The organism is Streptomyces sp. NPDC006259 (assembly GCF_042870975.1).
In the GTDB taxonomy this organism is placed as follows: Bacteria; Actinomycetota; Actinomycetes; order Streptomycetales; family Streptomycetaceae; genus Streptomyces.
This window is the reverse complement of the sequence record NZ_JBIAHY010000001.1, coordinates 494,809-509,973: the sequence shown is the minus strand read 5'-3', so window position 1 is coordinate 509,973 and position 15,165 is coordinate 494,809. Positions and strand designations below refer to the sequence as shown.

The window sequence follows — 15,165 nt, the reverse complement described above, 5'->3', positions numbered from 1 at the left end:
ATTCTGGCGAGCCTTCAGGGCCTTTTGACGGCAACGCTTACGGCAACGTCATCCCTGAAAGGGTGGGGCCGGTCAAACGGCACGTTTCTCCGGAACAACACAACACGCCAAGCGGTAGTGGGGCCATTGGCCTCCCGGCTGTCGTCCGTGCGCTCACCGCGGCGAACGGCGACCCGGTCGAGCCGGGAGTCGGGGACGCGAGTAGAGGCATCTAGCACGGGCGCGCGGCGTCAACGCCCGCCGCGCAACCGGCCGCGATCGGGCACCCCACCTACAGCGTCACCAAGGGTGCCGTCCCGGAATCCGTGGAAGAGGCGCGGCGGCTCGTGCGTCAGGCGATGAGCGCATGGGGGCTGGGGGAGCAGTCGGAGACGGCGGCGCTGCTGATCTCCGAGCTTGTCACCAACGCCATCACGCACACCCTCAGCCGCAGTATCCGTGTCGTCGTGGCCCGGTCGTCGCCCTCGCTGGTGAGGCTGGCGGTAGTGGACAGGGCGCCCCACCGGGTTCCGGAGTTGCGCGCTGCGGACGCGGCTGCGGAGAGCGGACGCGGGCTGCGCCTGGTCGACGCTTTCGCGTACCGCTGGGGATACGACCTGCTCGGCTCCCATCCGACTCGGGGGCCGTGGGGGCCGAGCTGAGCGTGGGGGATGTCCGGTGAGCGGCCGACCCTGATCCGTACCGGGACTGGGACCAGTGTGCGTCGCCAACGTTCCGGCGGACGGCGAGGCGAAGGTGCCGGCGGACAGACGGTGGCGGTTCACCACGGCCGCCTGACGGCCCGCGAAACTTCTCGCATCAACTTCACACGGCCCGCTGCCTTTTCAGGTGGCGGGCCTTTAACATCTGCGTCACCGCAAGGTTGCTGGAATCTTGCAGCAAGAACCTTCAACGTCGAAGGAACCCCACATGGCACCCAGAACCCTCTCCGCGGCGCTCGCCCTCTCGGCCGCCGCCCTTGTCATGACCCCGTCGGTGGCGCAGGCCTCCCCGCCCGGCACCAAGGACGTCACCGCCGTCCTCTTCGAGTGGAACTTCGCCTCCGTCGCCAAGGAGTGCACCAGCACCCTCGGACCCGCCGGTTACGGATACGTGCAGGTCTCCCCGCCCGCCGAGCACATACAGGGCGCGCAGTGGTGGACGTCGTACCAGCCGGTCAGCTACAGGATCGCGGGACGCCTCGGCGACCGTACGGCCTTCCGAAACATGGTGAACACCTGCCATGCGGCGGGCGTGAAGGTCGTCGTGGACAGCGTCGTCAACCACATGTCCGCGGGCAGCGGCACCGGCACCGGCGGCTCGTCGTACACGAAGTACACCTACCCCGGCCTGTACTCCTCCTACGACTTCGACGACTGCACCTCGCAGATCACCGACTACCACGACCGCTGGAACGTCCAGCACTGCGAACTGGTCGGCCTCGCCGACCTGGACACCGGCGAGGACTACGTTCGCAAGGCGATCGCCGGGTACCTCAACGACCTGCTCACCCTCGGCGTCGACGGCTTCCGCATCGACGCCGCCAAGCACATCGACGCGGCCGACCTCGCCAACATCAAGTCCCGGCTCACGAACCCGAACGCCTACTGGAAGCAGGAGGCCATCCACGGCAGCGGCGAGGCCGTGCAGCCCACCGAGTACACCGGCAACGGGGACGTCCAGGAGTTCCGCTACGCCTACGACCTCAAGCGGGTCTTCAACAGCGAGAACCTCGCCTACCTCAAGAACTACGGCGAGGGCTGGGGCTACCTGAACAGCTCCGCCGCCGGCGTCTTCGTCGACAACCACGACACCGAGCGCAACGGCTCCACCCTGAGCTACAAGGACGGCGCCACCTACACGCTGGCCAACGTCTTCATGCTGGCCTGGCCCTACGGCGCCCCGGACATCAACTCCGGCTACGAGTTCTCCGACACGGACGCCGGCCCGCCCAACGGCGGCTCGGTGGGCGCCTGCTGGCAGAACGGCTGGAAGTGCCAGCACGCCTGGCCCGAGATCCAGCGCATGGTCGCCTTCCGCAACGCCACCCGCGGCCAGTCGGTCACCAACTGGTGGGACAACGGCGGCGACGCCATCGCCTTCGGCCGGGGCGCCAAGGGTTACGTCGCCATCAACCACGAGTCGAGCAGCCTGAGCCGTACGTATCAGACGTCCCTCCCGGCGGGCACGTACTGCAACGTCCAGAACAACACGACTGTGGCCGTGAACAGTTCGGGTCAGTTCACCGCTGCCCTGGGTGCGAACACGGCGCTGGCGATCTACGCGGGCAAGTCCGCCTGCTGAAAGTTCTTTCCGTTACTTTCACAACCCTTGCTGTAAACCTTTCGGCGGCGATACGGTCGCGCGGGGTCGGACCCACAGAGCCGTGATCGCAAGGAGTCCATCTGTGAGATCGAGATGGCCGTCGCCGACAAGGCGCCGTACAGCCCGTACAGCCCGCGCAGCACAAAAAGCCCGAACAGGGCGCACCACCCATGCCGGACGAGTCGCTGCGGTCACCGTGACCGCGCTGGCCGCAGCCCTTGTCCAGCCCCTCGCCGCCGGGGCAGCCACTCCGCCGGCACCCCCCTCCGACGCGAAGCTCGCCTCGGAGCCCGCCCGGCACGACGCCACCCGCGAGCAGTTCTACTTCGTCCTGCCTGACCGTTTCGCCAACGGGGACACGAAGAACGACCGGGGCGGACTGACCGGTTCGCGCCTCGCCACCGGCTACGACCCCACCGACAAGGGCTTCTACCAGGGCGGCGACCTCAAGGGCCTGACCCGGCGCCTCGACTACATCAAGGGCCTGGGCACCACCGCCCTGTGGATGGCGCCCCTGTTCAAGAACCAGCCCGTCCAGGGCGCCGGAAACGACGCCTCGGCCGGTTACCACGGTTACTGGATCACCGACTTCACCCAGGTCGACCCGCACTTCGGCACCAACGAGGACCTGGAGACCCTCATCGACAAGGCGCACGCCAAGGGGATGAAGGTCTTCTTCGACGTCATCACCAACCACACCGCCGACGTCGTCGACCACGAGGAGAAGTCCTCCGGCTACCTGGCCAAGGGCGCCTTCCCGTACCTGACCGAGGACGGCGAGCCCTTCGACGACGCCGACCACGCGGGCACCGAGGACTTCCCCGAGGTCGACGCCGACTCGTTCCCCCGCACGCCCACCGTGCCGTCGGCGAAGAGGAACCTCAAGGTCCCCGCCTGGCTCAACGACCCCACGATGTACCACAACCGGGGCGACTCCACCTTCGCCGGCGAGAGTTCGACGTACGGCGACTTCTCCGGTCTCGACGATCTGTGGACCGAGCGGCCCGAGGTCGTCCGGGGCATGGAGAGGATCTACCAGCGCTGGGTGCGGGACTTCGGCGTCGACGGCTTCCGCATCGACACCGTCAAGCACGTGAACATGGAGTTCTGGACCCAGTGGGCGACCGCCCTCGACGCCTACGCGGCGAAGCGGGGCCGCGACGACTTCTTCATGTTCGGCGAGGTCTACTCCGCGGACACCGCCGTCACCTCCCCGTACGTCACCCAGGGCCGCCTCGACGCCACCCTCGACTTCCCCTTCCAGGAGGCGGCCCGCCAGTACGCCTCCCAGGGCGGCAGCGCCAGGAAGCTGGCCTCCGTCTTCGGTGACGACTACCGGTACACCACCGACAAGGCCAACGCGTACGAGCAGGTCACCTTCCTCGGCAACCACGACATGGGCCGCGTCGGGTACTTCCTGAACCAGGACAACCCCGAGGCCACGGACGCCGAACTGCTCGCCAAGGACCGGCTCGCCAACGAGCTGATGTTCCTCAGCCGCGGCAACCCCGTCGTCTACTACGGCGACGAGCAGGGCTTCACCGGCGCGGGCGGCGACAAGGACGCCCGCCAGACGATGTTCGCCTCGAGGACCGCCGACTACCTCGACGACGACGAGATCGGCACCGACCGCACCCACGCGAGCGCCGCCTACGACACCCGCGCCCCCCTCTACCGGCAGATCAGCACCCTCTCCCAGCTCCGCAAGGCCCACCCGGCCCTCACCGACGGCATCCAGACCGAGCGCTACGCGGCGGACGGCGCGGGCGTCTACGCCTTCTCCCGCACCGACGCGAGGAACGGCACCGAGTACGTCGTCGCCTTCAACAACGCGAGCGAGGCCAGGTCGGCGACGTTCGCCACCGGTTCGGCGGGCATGCGCTTCGACGGCCTCTACGGCACGGACGCCGAGGTCACCTCCGACGCCGGCAGGAAGATCACCGTCACCGTCCCGGCGGGCGCGGCGATCGTCCTCAAGGCGGCCGGCAAGCCCGCCGCCCCGGCCGTGAAGCCGACCGTCACCCTCAAGGCTCCGGCCGCCGGAGCCACCGGCACCGTCGAGCTGGGCGCCGACGTGGACGGCGGCGGGCTCAACCGCGTCGTCTTCGCCGCTCAGGTCGGCAACGGACCCTGGAAGACCCTGGGGTCCGCCGACCATGCCCCGTACAAGGTCACCCAGGTCATCGGCGAGGACGTACCGGCCGGGACGGCGCTGCGCTACAAGGCCGTCGTGATCGACTCGGCCGGACGGACGGCGAGCGCGACCGCCGCCTCCACCACCGGCACCCCGCCCGCGCCCGAGACCCCCACCGCCTCCTCCCGCGACTACGCGATCGTGCACTACAGGCGCACCGACGGCGACTATGCGGACTGGGGCCTGTACGCCTGGGGCGACCTCGCCGACGGGGAGGCGACGAACTGGCCCGACAGCCACCCCTTCACCGGCCGCGACGCGTACGGCGCCTTCGCCTACGTCAAGCTCAAGCCGGGAGCGACCGGCGTCGGCTTCCTCGTCATCGACGCACAGGGCGACAAGGACGTCTCCGCCGACCGCACCATCGACGTCACGAAGACCGGCGAGATCTGGATCGAACAGGGCAAGGAGACCGTCCTCACCGAACGGCCCGACCAGCCGGCGCAGGACAGGAGCAAGGCCGTCCTGCACTACCACCGCGCCGACGGCGCCTACGACGGCTGGGGCCTGCACACCTGGACGGGCGCCGCGAACCCCACCGAGTGGTCGAACCCGCTGAAGCCGGTGCGGACCGACAGCTACGGCGCCGTCTTCGAGGTGCCCCTCACCGAGGGCGCCACCGGCCTCAGCTACATCCTCCACAACGGGGACGAGAAGGACCTCCCCACCGATCAGTCCCTGGACCTCACGGCCGACGGTCACGAGGTGTGGCTCCTGAACGGCCAGGAGAAGTACCTCCTGCCGCAGCCCGCCGGGTCGGCCGCCGCCCTGGACCTGACGACCTCCAAGGCGGTCTGGATCGACCGGAACACCGTCGCCTGGAACGGCTCCGACGCGGCCGCCTCCACCCAGCTGCTGTACTCCCGCACCGGCTCGATCACGGTGAAGGACGGCGCGCTCACCGGCGCCGACCAGCGCTGGCTGCGGCTCACGAGGAGCGCTCTCACCGACGCGCAGAAGGCGAGGTTCCCGCACCTGAAGGACCACACCGCCTGGACCGTCGACGCGCGTGACCGCGACCGCGTCCGCGAGGCCCTCCGCGGCCAGGTCGTCGCCGCCCAGCGGGCGGTGAACGGCGCCGTCCTCGCCGCCACCGGTGTGCAGACCGCGGGCGTCCTCGACGACCTTCATCCGGGCGCGACGAAGGCCCACCTCGGCCCCACCTTCCGCGACGGCCGTCCCACCCTGGCCGTCTGGGCGCCGACCGCGCAGAAGGTGACCCTCGAACTCGACGGCGCCACCGTCCGGATGAAGCGGAACGACGCCACCGGGGTGTGGTCCGTGACCGGCCCGAAGTCCTGGCGGAACAAGCCCTACCGGTACGCCGTCACGGTGTGGGCCCCCACCGTCCACCAGGTCGTCACCAACAAGGTCACCGACCCCTACTCGGTGGCCCTGACCGCGGACTCCGAGCGCAGCCTGGTCGTCGACCTGGCCGACAGGTCCCTGGCACCCGAGGGCTGGTCGAAGCTGGCCAAGCCGGCGGCCGTCCCCCTCAAGGACGCCCAGATCCAGGAACTGCACGTCCGGGACTTCTCGGTGGCCGACCCCACGGCCGCCGACCCCGGCACCTACCTCGCCTTCACCGACCGCGACAGCGACGGCTCGAAGCACCTGCGGGAGCTGGCGAGGTCGGGCACCTCGTACGTCCACCTCCTGCCCGTCTTCGACATCGCCACCATCCCGGAGAAGAAGGCCGACCGGTCGACCACCGACTGCTACCTCGCCTCCTACCCGGCCGACTCCGACCGGCAGCAGGAGTGCGTGGCGAAGGCCGCCGCCAAGGACGCCTACAACTGGGGGTACGACCCCTACCACTACACGGTCCCCGAGGGCTCCTACGCGACGGATCCCGACGGCACGGCCCGTACCGTCGAGTTCCGCGAGATGGTCAAGGCGCTGAACCAGGACGGCCTGCGCGTCGTCATGGACGTCGTCTACAACCACACCGCGGCCGCCGGACAGGCGTCCACCAGCGTGCTCGACAAGGTCGTGCCCGGCTACTACCAGCGCCTCCTCGCCGACGGCTCGGTCGCCGACAGCACCTGCTGCGCCAACACGGCGACCGAGAACGCCATGATGGGCAAACTGGTCGTCGACTCGATCGTCACCTGGGCCCGGGAGTACAAGGTCGACGGCTTCCGCTTCGACCTCATGGGCCACCACCCCAAGGCCAACATCCTCGCCGTCAGGAAGGCGCTCGACGCACTCACCCCCGCCAGGGACGGCGTCGACGGCAAGAAGATCATCCTGTACGGGGAGGGCTGGAACTTCGGCGAGGTCGCCGACGACGCCCGCTTCGTCCAGGCCACGCAGAAGAACATGGCCGGAACGGGCATCGCCACCTTCTCCGACCGGGCCCGCGACGCCGTCCGCGGCGGCGGCCCCTTCGACGAGGACCCCGGCGTCCAGGGCTTCGCCTCCGGCCTCTACACCGACCCCAACTCCTCCACCGCCAACGGCACCCCGGCGGAGCAGAAGGCCCGCCTGCTGCACTACCAGGACCTCATCAAGGTCGGGCTGAGCGGCAACCTCGCCGCCTACCGGTTCACCGACACCGGCGGCAAGGAGGTCACCGGCGCCCAGGTCGACTACAACGGCGCCCCGGCGGGCTACGCGGACGCCCCCGGCGACGCGCTCGCCTACGCCGACGCCCACGACAACGAGTCGCTGTTCGACGCCCTCGCCTACAAGCTCCCGGCGGACACCTCCGCCGCCGACCGGGCCCGCATGCAGGTCCTCGCGATGGCCACGGCCACCCTCTCGCAGGGCCCGGCGCTCTCCCAGGCCGGCACCGACCTGCTGCGCTCCAAGTCCCTCGACCGCAACTCCTTCGACAGCGGCGACTGGTTCAACGCCGTCCACTGGAACTGCGCCGACGGCAACGGCTTCGCCCGCGGCCTGCCCCCGGCCGTCGACAACGCCGCCAAGTGGCCCTACGCCAAACCCCTGTTGACCAAGGTCGGGGTCGGCTGCGCCCAGATCGACGGCGCCTCCGCCGCCTACCAGGACCTGCTGAGGATCCGTACGACGGAGCAGGCGTTCTCCCTCGGCACGGCCGGGCGGGTGCAGTCGGCGCTCTCCTTCCCGCTGTCCGGCGAGGACGAGACACCCGGCGTGATCACCATGCTCCTCGGTGACCTGGCCGTCGTGTTCAACGCGACGCCCGGCGCGCGGCAGCAGCGGGTCGACGCGCTCAGCGGAACCGGCTACCGCCTGCACCCGGTGCAGGCCGCCGGAGCCGACCCCGCCGTCAGGACCGCGGCCTACGCGGCGAGCACCGGCACCTTCACCGTTCCGGCACGAACCGTCGCCGTATTCACCCGCACTTCCTGACATCGCACTACCTTGGTGGAGCGGACCTCGAACCGGGTCCGCTCCACCGGTGTGTCCGGGAGCCGACGCGATGGATCTCAAGGACAGGCGGACCGAGGTGACCGTGCTGGTCGTGGACGACTCCACGGCCGGCCGGTTCGCCATGGCCACCCTGCTGCGCCGGGCCGGCCGCCAGGTCGTCTCGGCCGCCACCGGCCGCGCGGCCCTCGCCGAACTCGACGCACGGCTGCGCCAGGGCACCCTGCCCGACGTGGCCCTCGTCGACGTGGACCTGCCCGACATGAGCGGCTTCGACCTGTGCCGCCGGATCAAGGCCCGCCCGTACCTGGCCGGCCTGCCCGTGGTGCACTTCTCGGCCGCCCCTCTCGCCCCGGCGGACCGCCGCCACGGGCTGGACGCGGGCGCCGAGGCCCATCTGGTGATGCCCGCCCAGCCGGGGGAGGTCGACGCCGTCGTCCGCGCCGCCGTGCGCGCCGCCCGGCTGCGCGTCGACGACCAGGGCCTGGCCCGCCGGCTCACCCTGCTGTCGGAGACGATCGTCGCCGTCCAGGCGGCCCGCTCCCCGCAGGAACTCGCCGAAGCCGCCGCCGACGGCACCGCCCGCCTCACCGAGGGCCCCGCCGCCGTCTTCGTCCTCGGCCCCGACGACGAGCTGTACCGCGGCACCTCCCGCGACCGCACCGCGCTCGCGCCGCCCGACACCGGCGCCCACCGCGCCGTGGCCGCCCTGCTCCGCCGGCTCACCCGCGGACAGACCGGGGTGCGGATCACCACGGTGCCCGCCCCCCAGTGGCCCGCCGGATTCTTCCGGCCCGGTGCGGAGCACGACGCCCGCCTCGCGCTGATCCCCACCGGCGACGGCCGGGCCGCGGTGTGCCTGGCCACTTCCACCCGAGGGGTACGGCGCGTCGACCCGGAGAAGGAGGCCCTGGTGGCCCGGCTCGCCCAGGCCACCGTCCTCGCCGCCGAACCGCTGCTCATGTACCAGGTCGAGCGGCACGTCGCCCTCACCCTCCAGCACAGCTTCCTGCCCCAGCCGCACCGGTTGCCCGAACTGCCGGGCGTCGAGGTCGCCGTCCGCTATGTCCCCGCGTCCCGGGACGCCGAGATCGGCGGCGACTTCTACGCCGCCCTGCGCACCCCCGAGGGGCATCTGGCCGCGGTCGGCGACGTGGTCGGGCACTCACTGGAGGCGGCCACCGTCATGGTCGAGATCCGGCACGCGCTGCGCGCCCACTGCGTCGAGGAGAGCGACCCGGCCGTGCTCGCCGAACGTCTGGACCGGATGCTCCGCCACTACCACCCGGGGGTCACCGCCACCCTCTGCCTGGTGGGGATCGACCCCGGCACCGGCCGGATCCGCATCGCCAACGCCGGCCACATACCCCCGCTGATCATCCGCGACGGCAAGGGCGCCGACTACGCCAAGGCCGCCGGCCCGCTCCTCGGCCTGGGCGTGCCCCACCCGCCGCCCACCGACATGGTCCTCGACCCCACCGACCGGCTTCTGATGGTCACCGACGGCCTGATCGAGACCAGGGGCACCGATCTCGCCGTGTCGATGGAACACCTGCGCGCCGCCGCCACCGGAGCGCTGCCCGGCCTGGACGCCCTGTGCGACACCCTGCTCGACTGCTTCGGCCACGAACGCGAGGACGACATCGCCATGCTGGCCCTGCGGCTCGCGCAATAGGCTGACCTCCGTCGCCCACCACCGGGCCGTCCAGAAGGGGTGCCCATGCCGCAGATCACCGTCGACTACTCCGACCGGCTCGCCGACGACTTCGACCGGCCCGGCTTCGCCACCGCGCTGCACCGGGCCGTGGTCGAGATCGCGGCCGCCAAGCCACCGGCCTGCAAGACGCGGTTCCGCCGCACCGAGGACGCCATCGTCGGCCCCGACACCGAGGGCCACGCCCTCGTGCACGTCCACATCGCCCTGCTGGCCGGCCGCACCGAGGAGACCAAGGCCAAGCTCACCGAAACGGCCCTGGAACTGCTCCGGCAGCACGTGAAGCCGGCGGCGGAACTGGCCCTGCACACCTCGGCCGAGGTACGCGACCTCGACCCGTCGTACCGCAAGTACGAGGAGTAGGCGGCCCGCCCGACCCGTCGTACGGCGCGTACGGGGACGGGGCGGCCCGCCCGACCCGTCCTACGACGCCAGCGCGATCAGCCGGGTCAGCAGGTCACCGAACGGCCCGTCGGCCGGTTCCCCGCCCAGGACCGGCCGCAGCAGGTCGCGCAGTTCCTCGTCGTAGGCGGCGGTGACGGCGGTGAGGGCGGCGAAGTCGCGCACGAGTTTGACCTCCAGCTCCTCGCGCGGGATGCGCCGCCCGTCCAGCCAGATCAACGCGGTCGACTCGGCGAGGGAGATCCAGGAGCGGACGACCAGTTCGAGGCGCGCGGGAGCCTCGGCGACCTCCAGATGCGACAGGATCTGCTCGTAGGCGGCCTGGCGCACGGAGTCGATGAGCGCGTTCGTGGTGGAGGAGCCGACCGCCGGGCCGCCGCGCATCAGCGCCGAGAACCCGGGCCCGTGCGCGTCGACGAAGTCGAAGTACCGGCGCATCACCCGCAGCAGCCGGGCCCCCAGCGGCCCCTCGTGCGGCTCGGTGAACCGGCTCGCCAGATCCTCCGAGGCCCGCTTCAACGCCGCCTCGTACAAGCTGAGTTTGCCGGGGAAGTAGTGGTAGACGAGCGGCCGCGAGATCCCCGCGGCCGCTGCTATCTCGTCGATGGAGACCTCGTCGGGGGAACGGCGGGCGAACAGTTCGAGAGCGACGCCGATCAGCTGCTGCCGCCGCTCCTCCACGCCCATTCTGCGGCGAACCCCGGTAGTCATACGAACACCTTACCGATCGAATCCGGACGCGAACGGAACGGACCGGCCACGGTGTTCGTACGGACTGCCCCCTGCCGAGCGCAGGACACCCACTGCGCACCCGCGACTCACGGAACAGCATCGAGCCGCCACGCTCCGCGTTCACCGAGACGCGGAGCGACCACCGGGGCGAGTCCCCGCGCACGGGTCGACCTCCCCATCCGGAGCGACCCCTCAGCCCAGCCCGTGGATCGAGCGCCCGTCCTCCAGCGTCCCCTCCAGCCCCGCCCGCGCCCCCTGCTTCGCCGGTACGGCCAACAGGTTGCCCTCCCCGGCCCCGCTCACCCCGCCCGTCGTCCGCACCGACTCGGTGTCCTTGTCACCGGCTGCGAGGAGGTACCAGCTGCCCGCCTCCGACTTCCACAGGACCCCGGCCAGCACGTGCGGGTCACGCGGACCGCAGGCCGGAACGTCCCCGGCCTGCGCCGTGACCGCCCCGAACAGCCCGCCCGGCGTGCGGAACTGGGCCAGCACCCGGCTCCCGGCACCCCGCCAGGTGTCGGCGCGCGTGCACACCCACGCCGCCTGCCCGCCCGCGTCGGGCAGCGGCTGACGCGCGTACGCCCAGGCGTTGACCGACCGCACGCCCTGCGCGCGCGCCTCGCCCAGCGAGCAGGCGAACGGCGCCCAGGCGCGCAGCGCCTCCGCGCCCGTCGCCTCCTTCGGCGCGGTGGGCCGGCCCGCGGTCAGCCGGGCGGGCACCAGCTCACCGAGATCGCTCAGCAGGTACGACCCGGAGGCGTCGGTCACCTGGAGCACGTTCCACGTGGTGCAGGGGCCGGCATGGGTGGCCGGGCTGGACAACGGCGAGGTGATGCCGCCGGTCAGCGTCAGGTCCATCACTCCCGCGCCCGGCTTCGACAGGTCCCGCTCGGCCGCCTTCGACACCCAGGGGGCCGTGAGGTAGCGGACGTTGCCGTCGGCCCGGCCCAGTACCACCGCCGCCGCCTCCGCGCCGGTCGCGCCGTCCACCCGGGCGAAGTCCAGCGCCGCCCCCGCCGTGCCGTCCTTCGGCTCGGCGTAGCGGGCGATGCGCAGGCCGTCGTACAGGATCACCACGCGGGCCGCGTCGACATCGCCCGCGTACAGCAGCTGGGGCGGACCGGCGGGGCCGCCGGACGCGGTGCCGGGCGTCGACGAGACGCGGACCTGCTCGCCGGGACGGGCCCAGACGGCGAGGGCGCGGCGCAGCAGCGCGTCGTCGCCCGTGCGGTCGCCGCGCGCGGGCCAGACCGAGAAGTCGGTGCGCGCGGAGGTCTTCCACGCGGTGGGGGAGATCCTCACCAGCCGACCGGGGTCCAGGGCGGCCTGGGCCGCCGGGTTCTGCGCGTACACCGGGGCGGCCGCGCCGTCGGGACCCCAGCCGTCGCCCGGCAGCGCGACCAGGGCACCGCACACGGCGAGCGCGGCGACGGCGGCGACCGCCGCCTTGGTGTGCTGGCGCCGCCGCATCAGGTCGGTGGGGCGGGCCTGGAGCGAACAGGGGTCGAACTCGGGCGAGTCGAGCAGCGCGTACTGCGCGGCGACGGTGTCGGCCTCGCGGAGGGCGGCGTCCACGTCGTCGACGCCGGCCTCGGTCAGCACCTCGCGCACATCGCCGTCGGGGAGCTTCTCCAGGCCGCGCAGGACGTAGGCGGCGCGGGCCGGGCCCGACAGCGCGGAGAGCCGCTGGTCCAGGGCGAGTTCGTCGGCCCCGCCGGAGCGCGGGAAGAGGCGCAGCCCCCACACCTGCGGCAGCAGCGGCGGCAGTGGGACGCGCCGGGGCCGGCTCCGGCGCCTCAGGGGCAGGCCGGCTTCCAGCGCCGTACGGAGCACCGCCAGGCGGATGTAGGCGTAGCCGGGGTCGCCGTCCCGGGCGGCGGACTGGGACGGGATGGCGGGGGCCGAGGTGCGGCGGCGGGGCAGGGCGCGCTGGACGAGGGCGTGCGCGCCGAGGACGCGCCGGCCGCGGCCATGGCCGGGTGGCAGCACCAGATAGGCGAGCCGGACCAGGCGTGGGTAGTGCTCGACGAGCGCGGCCTCGGCCTGCTCGACGTCGACGATCCGGTCGGCGGGGGAACCGGGTGCGGGGCGCGGGGCGACATCCTGTGACTGCACGTCCAGCAGAACGAGCGAGCCGAACGATGGTCACCGCCGGGCGGGCCGGCCGGCGGGTTCCGCGCAGGCCTCTCCGCGCGGCGGCGCACGGCGGGCCCGGACCGGGGCGCGGGTATGTTGAGCGGACCGCGCGCGGGAGCCGTATCCAGATCGAGGCTCTCGCAGGGAGGAACAGATGAAGGTGACCCGACCGATGCTCGCGGCGGCTGCCGCGGCGGCGGCAGCGCTGGTGCTGACGGGCTGTGGTTCCGACGGGGACGGGGGGAGCGGCGTGCCGGTGACCGCGACCGGCAGCCTGGAGCACCTGGCCGCCGAGGCGCGGTGCACGCCCGACATGCAGACCGACGCCGACGAACTGAGGCAGGCGCTCTGCAAGAACGCCGACGGCAAGTTCATCCTGCTGACCTTCGCGACCGACCGCGGCCAGCGCGAGTGGATCAACGGTGCCAAGGACTACGGCGGTCACTACCTGGTCGGCCGCAAGTGGGTGGCCGTGGGCGAGGAGACCAGCACCGTGACGGCGCTGCGCAAGACGCTCGGCGGTGACATCGAGGAGGGCACGGACCACTCCGCGCACGAGGCGTCGGAGGGTGCGACGCATTCGGGACACTGAGACCGCGTCCACCGGACGCGAACAGCGCGAAGGCCGGCGGTGAGGAGTCCTCACCGCCGGCCTTCCGTGTGCGTCCTTCGGCGTGCGTCCGTCAGGGTGCGGTCAGACCGACACCTACTTGCACTTCTTGCCGGTGTTGATGCAGTTGACCATCTTGTTCATCGTGTTCTGGGAGAAGAAGTTGATGAAGTCGTTGTGGTCGGTGATCGGCTTGTGCAGGTTCTCCGGGAAGGAGTCGACCGCGTACGGGTTCACCACCGTGCCGTTCTGCAGCTTGGGCGCCGGGACGTTGTAGACCAGACGGACCTGGAGCTGCGGGATCGCCTTGAACCCGTTGGCACAGGCACCGTTGGCCTGGACGAACGCCACGTGGGTGCGGTGGTTGGCGCTGTCGATGTTCTGACCGTCCCAGCAGCTCTGGAAGTTGGTCGTCCGGACGACCTGGCTGCCCTGCGGGCAGATCGGGTACTTGTCCTCCAGCTGCACCTTGTTCTCGAAGCCGGTGCAGCTCCAGTTGACGTTGGCGTTGCCGACACCGTTGACGAAGGCCTTGGCGTCACCGGTGATGATGCGCAGCGCCGTCGGCATCGCGACGACCTTGCCCCGCTTGTTGCCGACGAACTTCAACTGGGCCTGGGCCGGCTGGAGGATCTTGCCGACGTTGCCCTCCTTGCCACCGCCGTCCTTGTTCTGGTCGAAGTCCTGCGCGCCGTTCTGGAGGCGCAGCACCGGCCAGAAGTACGACGACTTGTCGCCCTGGTTCTGGCAGCTGGTCTGGGCCGCCGCCAGTTCCTGGTCGCTGGCGAACGCGTCGTTGTTCTGGTTGCCGACGTAGTCGTGCAGGTGGTGCGCGCCGTTGGTGACACCGGGGGCCACGATCACGTTGTCCGTGTTGTGGTTGTCGTTGCCGTTGGTGCCGCAGACGCTGGTGAAGGTGCCGCGTGATCCGCCGTTGCCGTTGGCGGCGAGACCGTTGGCACCCACACCGAGCTGGGCGTTCTGCTGGACCTTGGTGATGTCGACGAAGTCCGCCGCCACCGGGCCGTTGCCGCCCTGACCGCCGTTGCCCTGCTGGCCGCCGTTGTTCTGGCCGCCGTTCTGCTGGCCACCGTTGTTCTGGCCGCCGCCGTTCTGCTGACCGCCGTTCTGCTGGCCGCCGCCGTTCTGCTGGCCGCCGTTCTGCTGACCGCCGGCCCCTCCCGCATTGGTCTGCGCGCCCTGGGTGGCGCAGGCGGCGAGCCCGCTCAGGTCCTGGACCTGGCCGCCCGCGCGCTGGATGTTGATGCGGATCCGGTCGATCGTGGCCGCCCGCTTTTCCTTGAGCGGACCGACGATCGCGTTCTGGACGAATCCGGTGTCATTGGTCTGTGCCTGACGCGTGGAGGCGAGCCGGGCGTAGGCCTCGGTGATCTGCTTGTCGAGGTTCGCCAGCTCCCTGTCGACCCCTGAGCGTGCCCCGCTGGGCACGTTCGTCAGCTTCTGCCCCACATCGGGGCAGGAGATGGTGGCCACCTGCGCGGCAGCGGCCTTGGTCTGGTTCTGCGACGAGTTCTTCGACTCGTGCGCCGAAGCGTAGAAGTTCGCCCAGATCAGCCCGCCCCCACCGAGCGCTAGGGCCGCCGACGCGGCTATGGCCTTGTTGGCCATCGACGAACGGCGTTTACGTGTGTTGCGTCCCATGGAACTCCTCTGACTTCCTTGCGGGGCAGCATCGAGGCGCCCGACAGGAGTGAAGCG

9 protein-coding genes are annotated in these 15,165 nt (G+C 71.3%); 6 read left to right on the top strand and 3 right to left on the bottom strand.

Annotated elements, in window-relative coordinates; all coding sequences use genetic code 11:
* The first annotated feature begins 305 nt into the window (after nt 1-305).
* The 5 genes from ACFYO5_RS02265 to ACFYO5_RS02245 all read left to right on the top strand — a co-directional run bounded on the left by ACFYO5_RS02265 (nt 306) and on the right by ACFYO5_RS02245 (nt 9,929).
* A complete protein-coding gene (locus ACFYO5_RS02265; protein ID WP_388703193.1) occupies nt 306-641 on the top strand; it encodes an ATP-binding protein in 336 nt (111 codons plus the stop codon).
* Between the two features lie 268 nt (nt 642-909).
* Nucleotides 910-2,283: an alpha-amylase family protein gene (locus tag ACFYO5_RS02260; RefSeq protein ID WP_388703190.1), complete on the top strand. Its 1,374-nt coding sequence runs from the start codon at nt 910-912 to the stop codon at nt 2,281-2,283.
* A 103-nt stretch (nt 2,284-2,386) separates the two neighbouring features.
* Nucleotides 2,387-7,834 (top strand): pullulanase-type alpha-1,6-glucosidase, encoded by a 5,448-nt coding sequence (gene pulA, locus ACFYO5_RS02255; RefSeq protein ID WP_388703188.1) that lies wholly within the window; start codon nt 2,387-2,389, stop codon nt 7,832-7,834.
* Nucleotides 7,835-7,904: 70 nt separating this feature from the next.
* The gene (locus ACFYO5_RS02250) at nt 7,905-9,527 is read left to right on the top strand and encodes a SpoIIE family protein phosphatase (RefSeq protein ID WP_388703185.1); all 1,623 of its coding nucleotides are present in this window, start codon (nt 7,905-7,907) and stop codon (nt 9,525-9,527) included.
* 45 nt (nt 9,528-9,572) lie between these two features.
* Complete coding sequence (locus ACFYO5_RS02245; RefSeq protein ID WP_388703182.1) at nt 9,573-9,929, top strand: 5-carboxymethyl-2-hydroxymuconate Delta-isomerase; 357 nt, start codon at nt 9,573-9,575, stop codon at nt 9,927-9,929.
* Nucleotides 9,930-9,989: 60 nt separating this feature from the next.
* Here the strand turns inward: ACFYO5_RS02245 and ACFYO5_RS02240 are convergent, their stop codons facing one another.
* Nucleotides 9,990-10,679, bottom strand: coding sequence for a TetR/AcrR family transcriptional regulator (locus ACFYO5_RS02240; RefSeq protein ID WP_388703180.1), 690 nt, complete (start codon nt 10,677-10,679; stop codon nt 9,990-9,992).
* Nucleotides 10,680-10,892: 213 nt separating this feature from the next.
* Entirely contained in the window at nt 10,893-12,815 is a 1,923-nt protein-coding gene (locus ACFYO5_RS02235; RefSeq protein WP_388703178.1) for a hypothetical protein, read from the bottom strand.
* Between the two features lie 175 nt (nt 12,816-12,990).
* On the opposite strand from ACFYO5_RS02235, the gene ACFYO5_RS02230 reads away from it, so the two are divergent.
* A complete protein-coding gene (locus ACFYO5_RS02230) occupies nt 12,991-13,428 on the top strand; it encodes a hypothetical protein (RefSeq protein WP_356559150.1) in 438 nt (145 codons plus the stop codon).
* Between the two features lie 114 nt (nt 13,429-13,542).
* Here ACFYO5_RS02230 and ACFYO5_RS02225 read toward each other — a convergent pair whose 3' ends face one another.
* Nucleotides 13,543-15,108, bottom strand: coding sequence for a DUF1996 domain-containing protein (locus ACFYO5_RS02225; protein ID WP_388703176.1), 1,566 nt, complete (start codon nt 15,106-15,108; stop codon nt 13,543-13,545).
* Between the last annotated feature and the right edge of the window lie 57 nt (nt 15,109-15,165).

Excerpts from the sequence above, each read along its gene's own strand:
- ACFYO5_RS02260 (WP_388703190.1), top strand. The coding sequence starts at position 910 with ATGGCACCCAGAACCCTCTCCGCGGCGCTCGCCCTCTCGGCCGCCGCC.
- ACFYO5_RS02250 (WP_388703185.1), top strand. The coding sequence starts at position 7,905 with ATGGATCTCAAGGACAGGCGGACCGAGGTGACCGTGCTGGTCGTGGAC.
- ACFYO5_RS02245 (WP_388703182.1), top strand. The coding sequence starts at position 9,573 with ATGCCGCAGATCACCGTCGACTACTCCGACCGGCTCGCCGACGACTTC.
- ACFYO5_RS02240 (WP_388703180.1), bottom strand. The coding sequence starts at position 10,679 with ATGACTACCGGGGTTCGCCGCAGAATGGGCGTGGAGGAGCGGCGGCAG.
- ACFYO5_RS02230 (WP_356559150.1), top strand. The coding sequence starts at position 12,991 with ATGAAGGTGACCCGACCGATGCTCGCGGCGGCTGCCGCGGCGGCGGCA.
- ACFYO5_RS02225 (WP_388703176.1), bottom strand. The coding sequence starts at position 15,108 with ATGGGACGCAACACACGTAAACGCCGTTCGTCGATGGCCAACAAGGCC.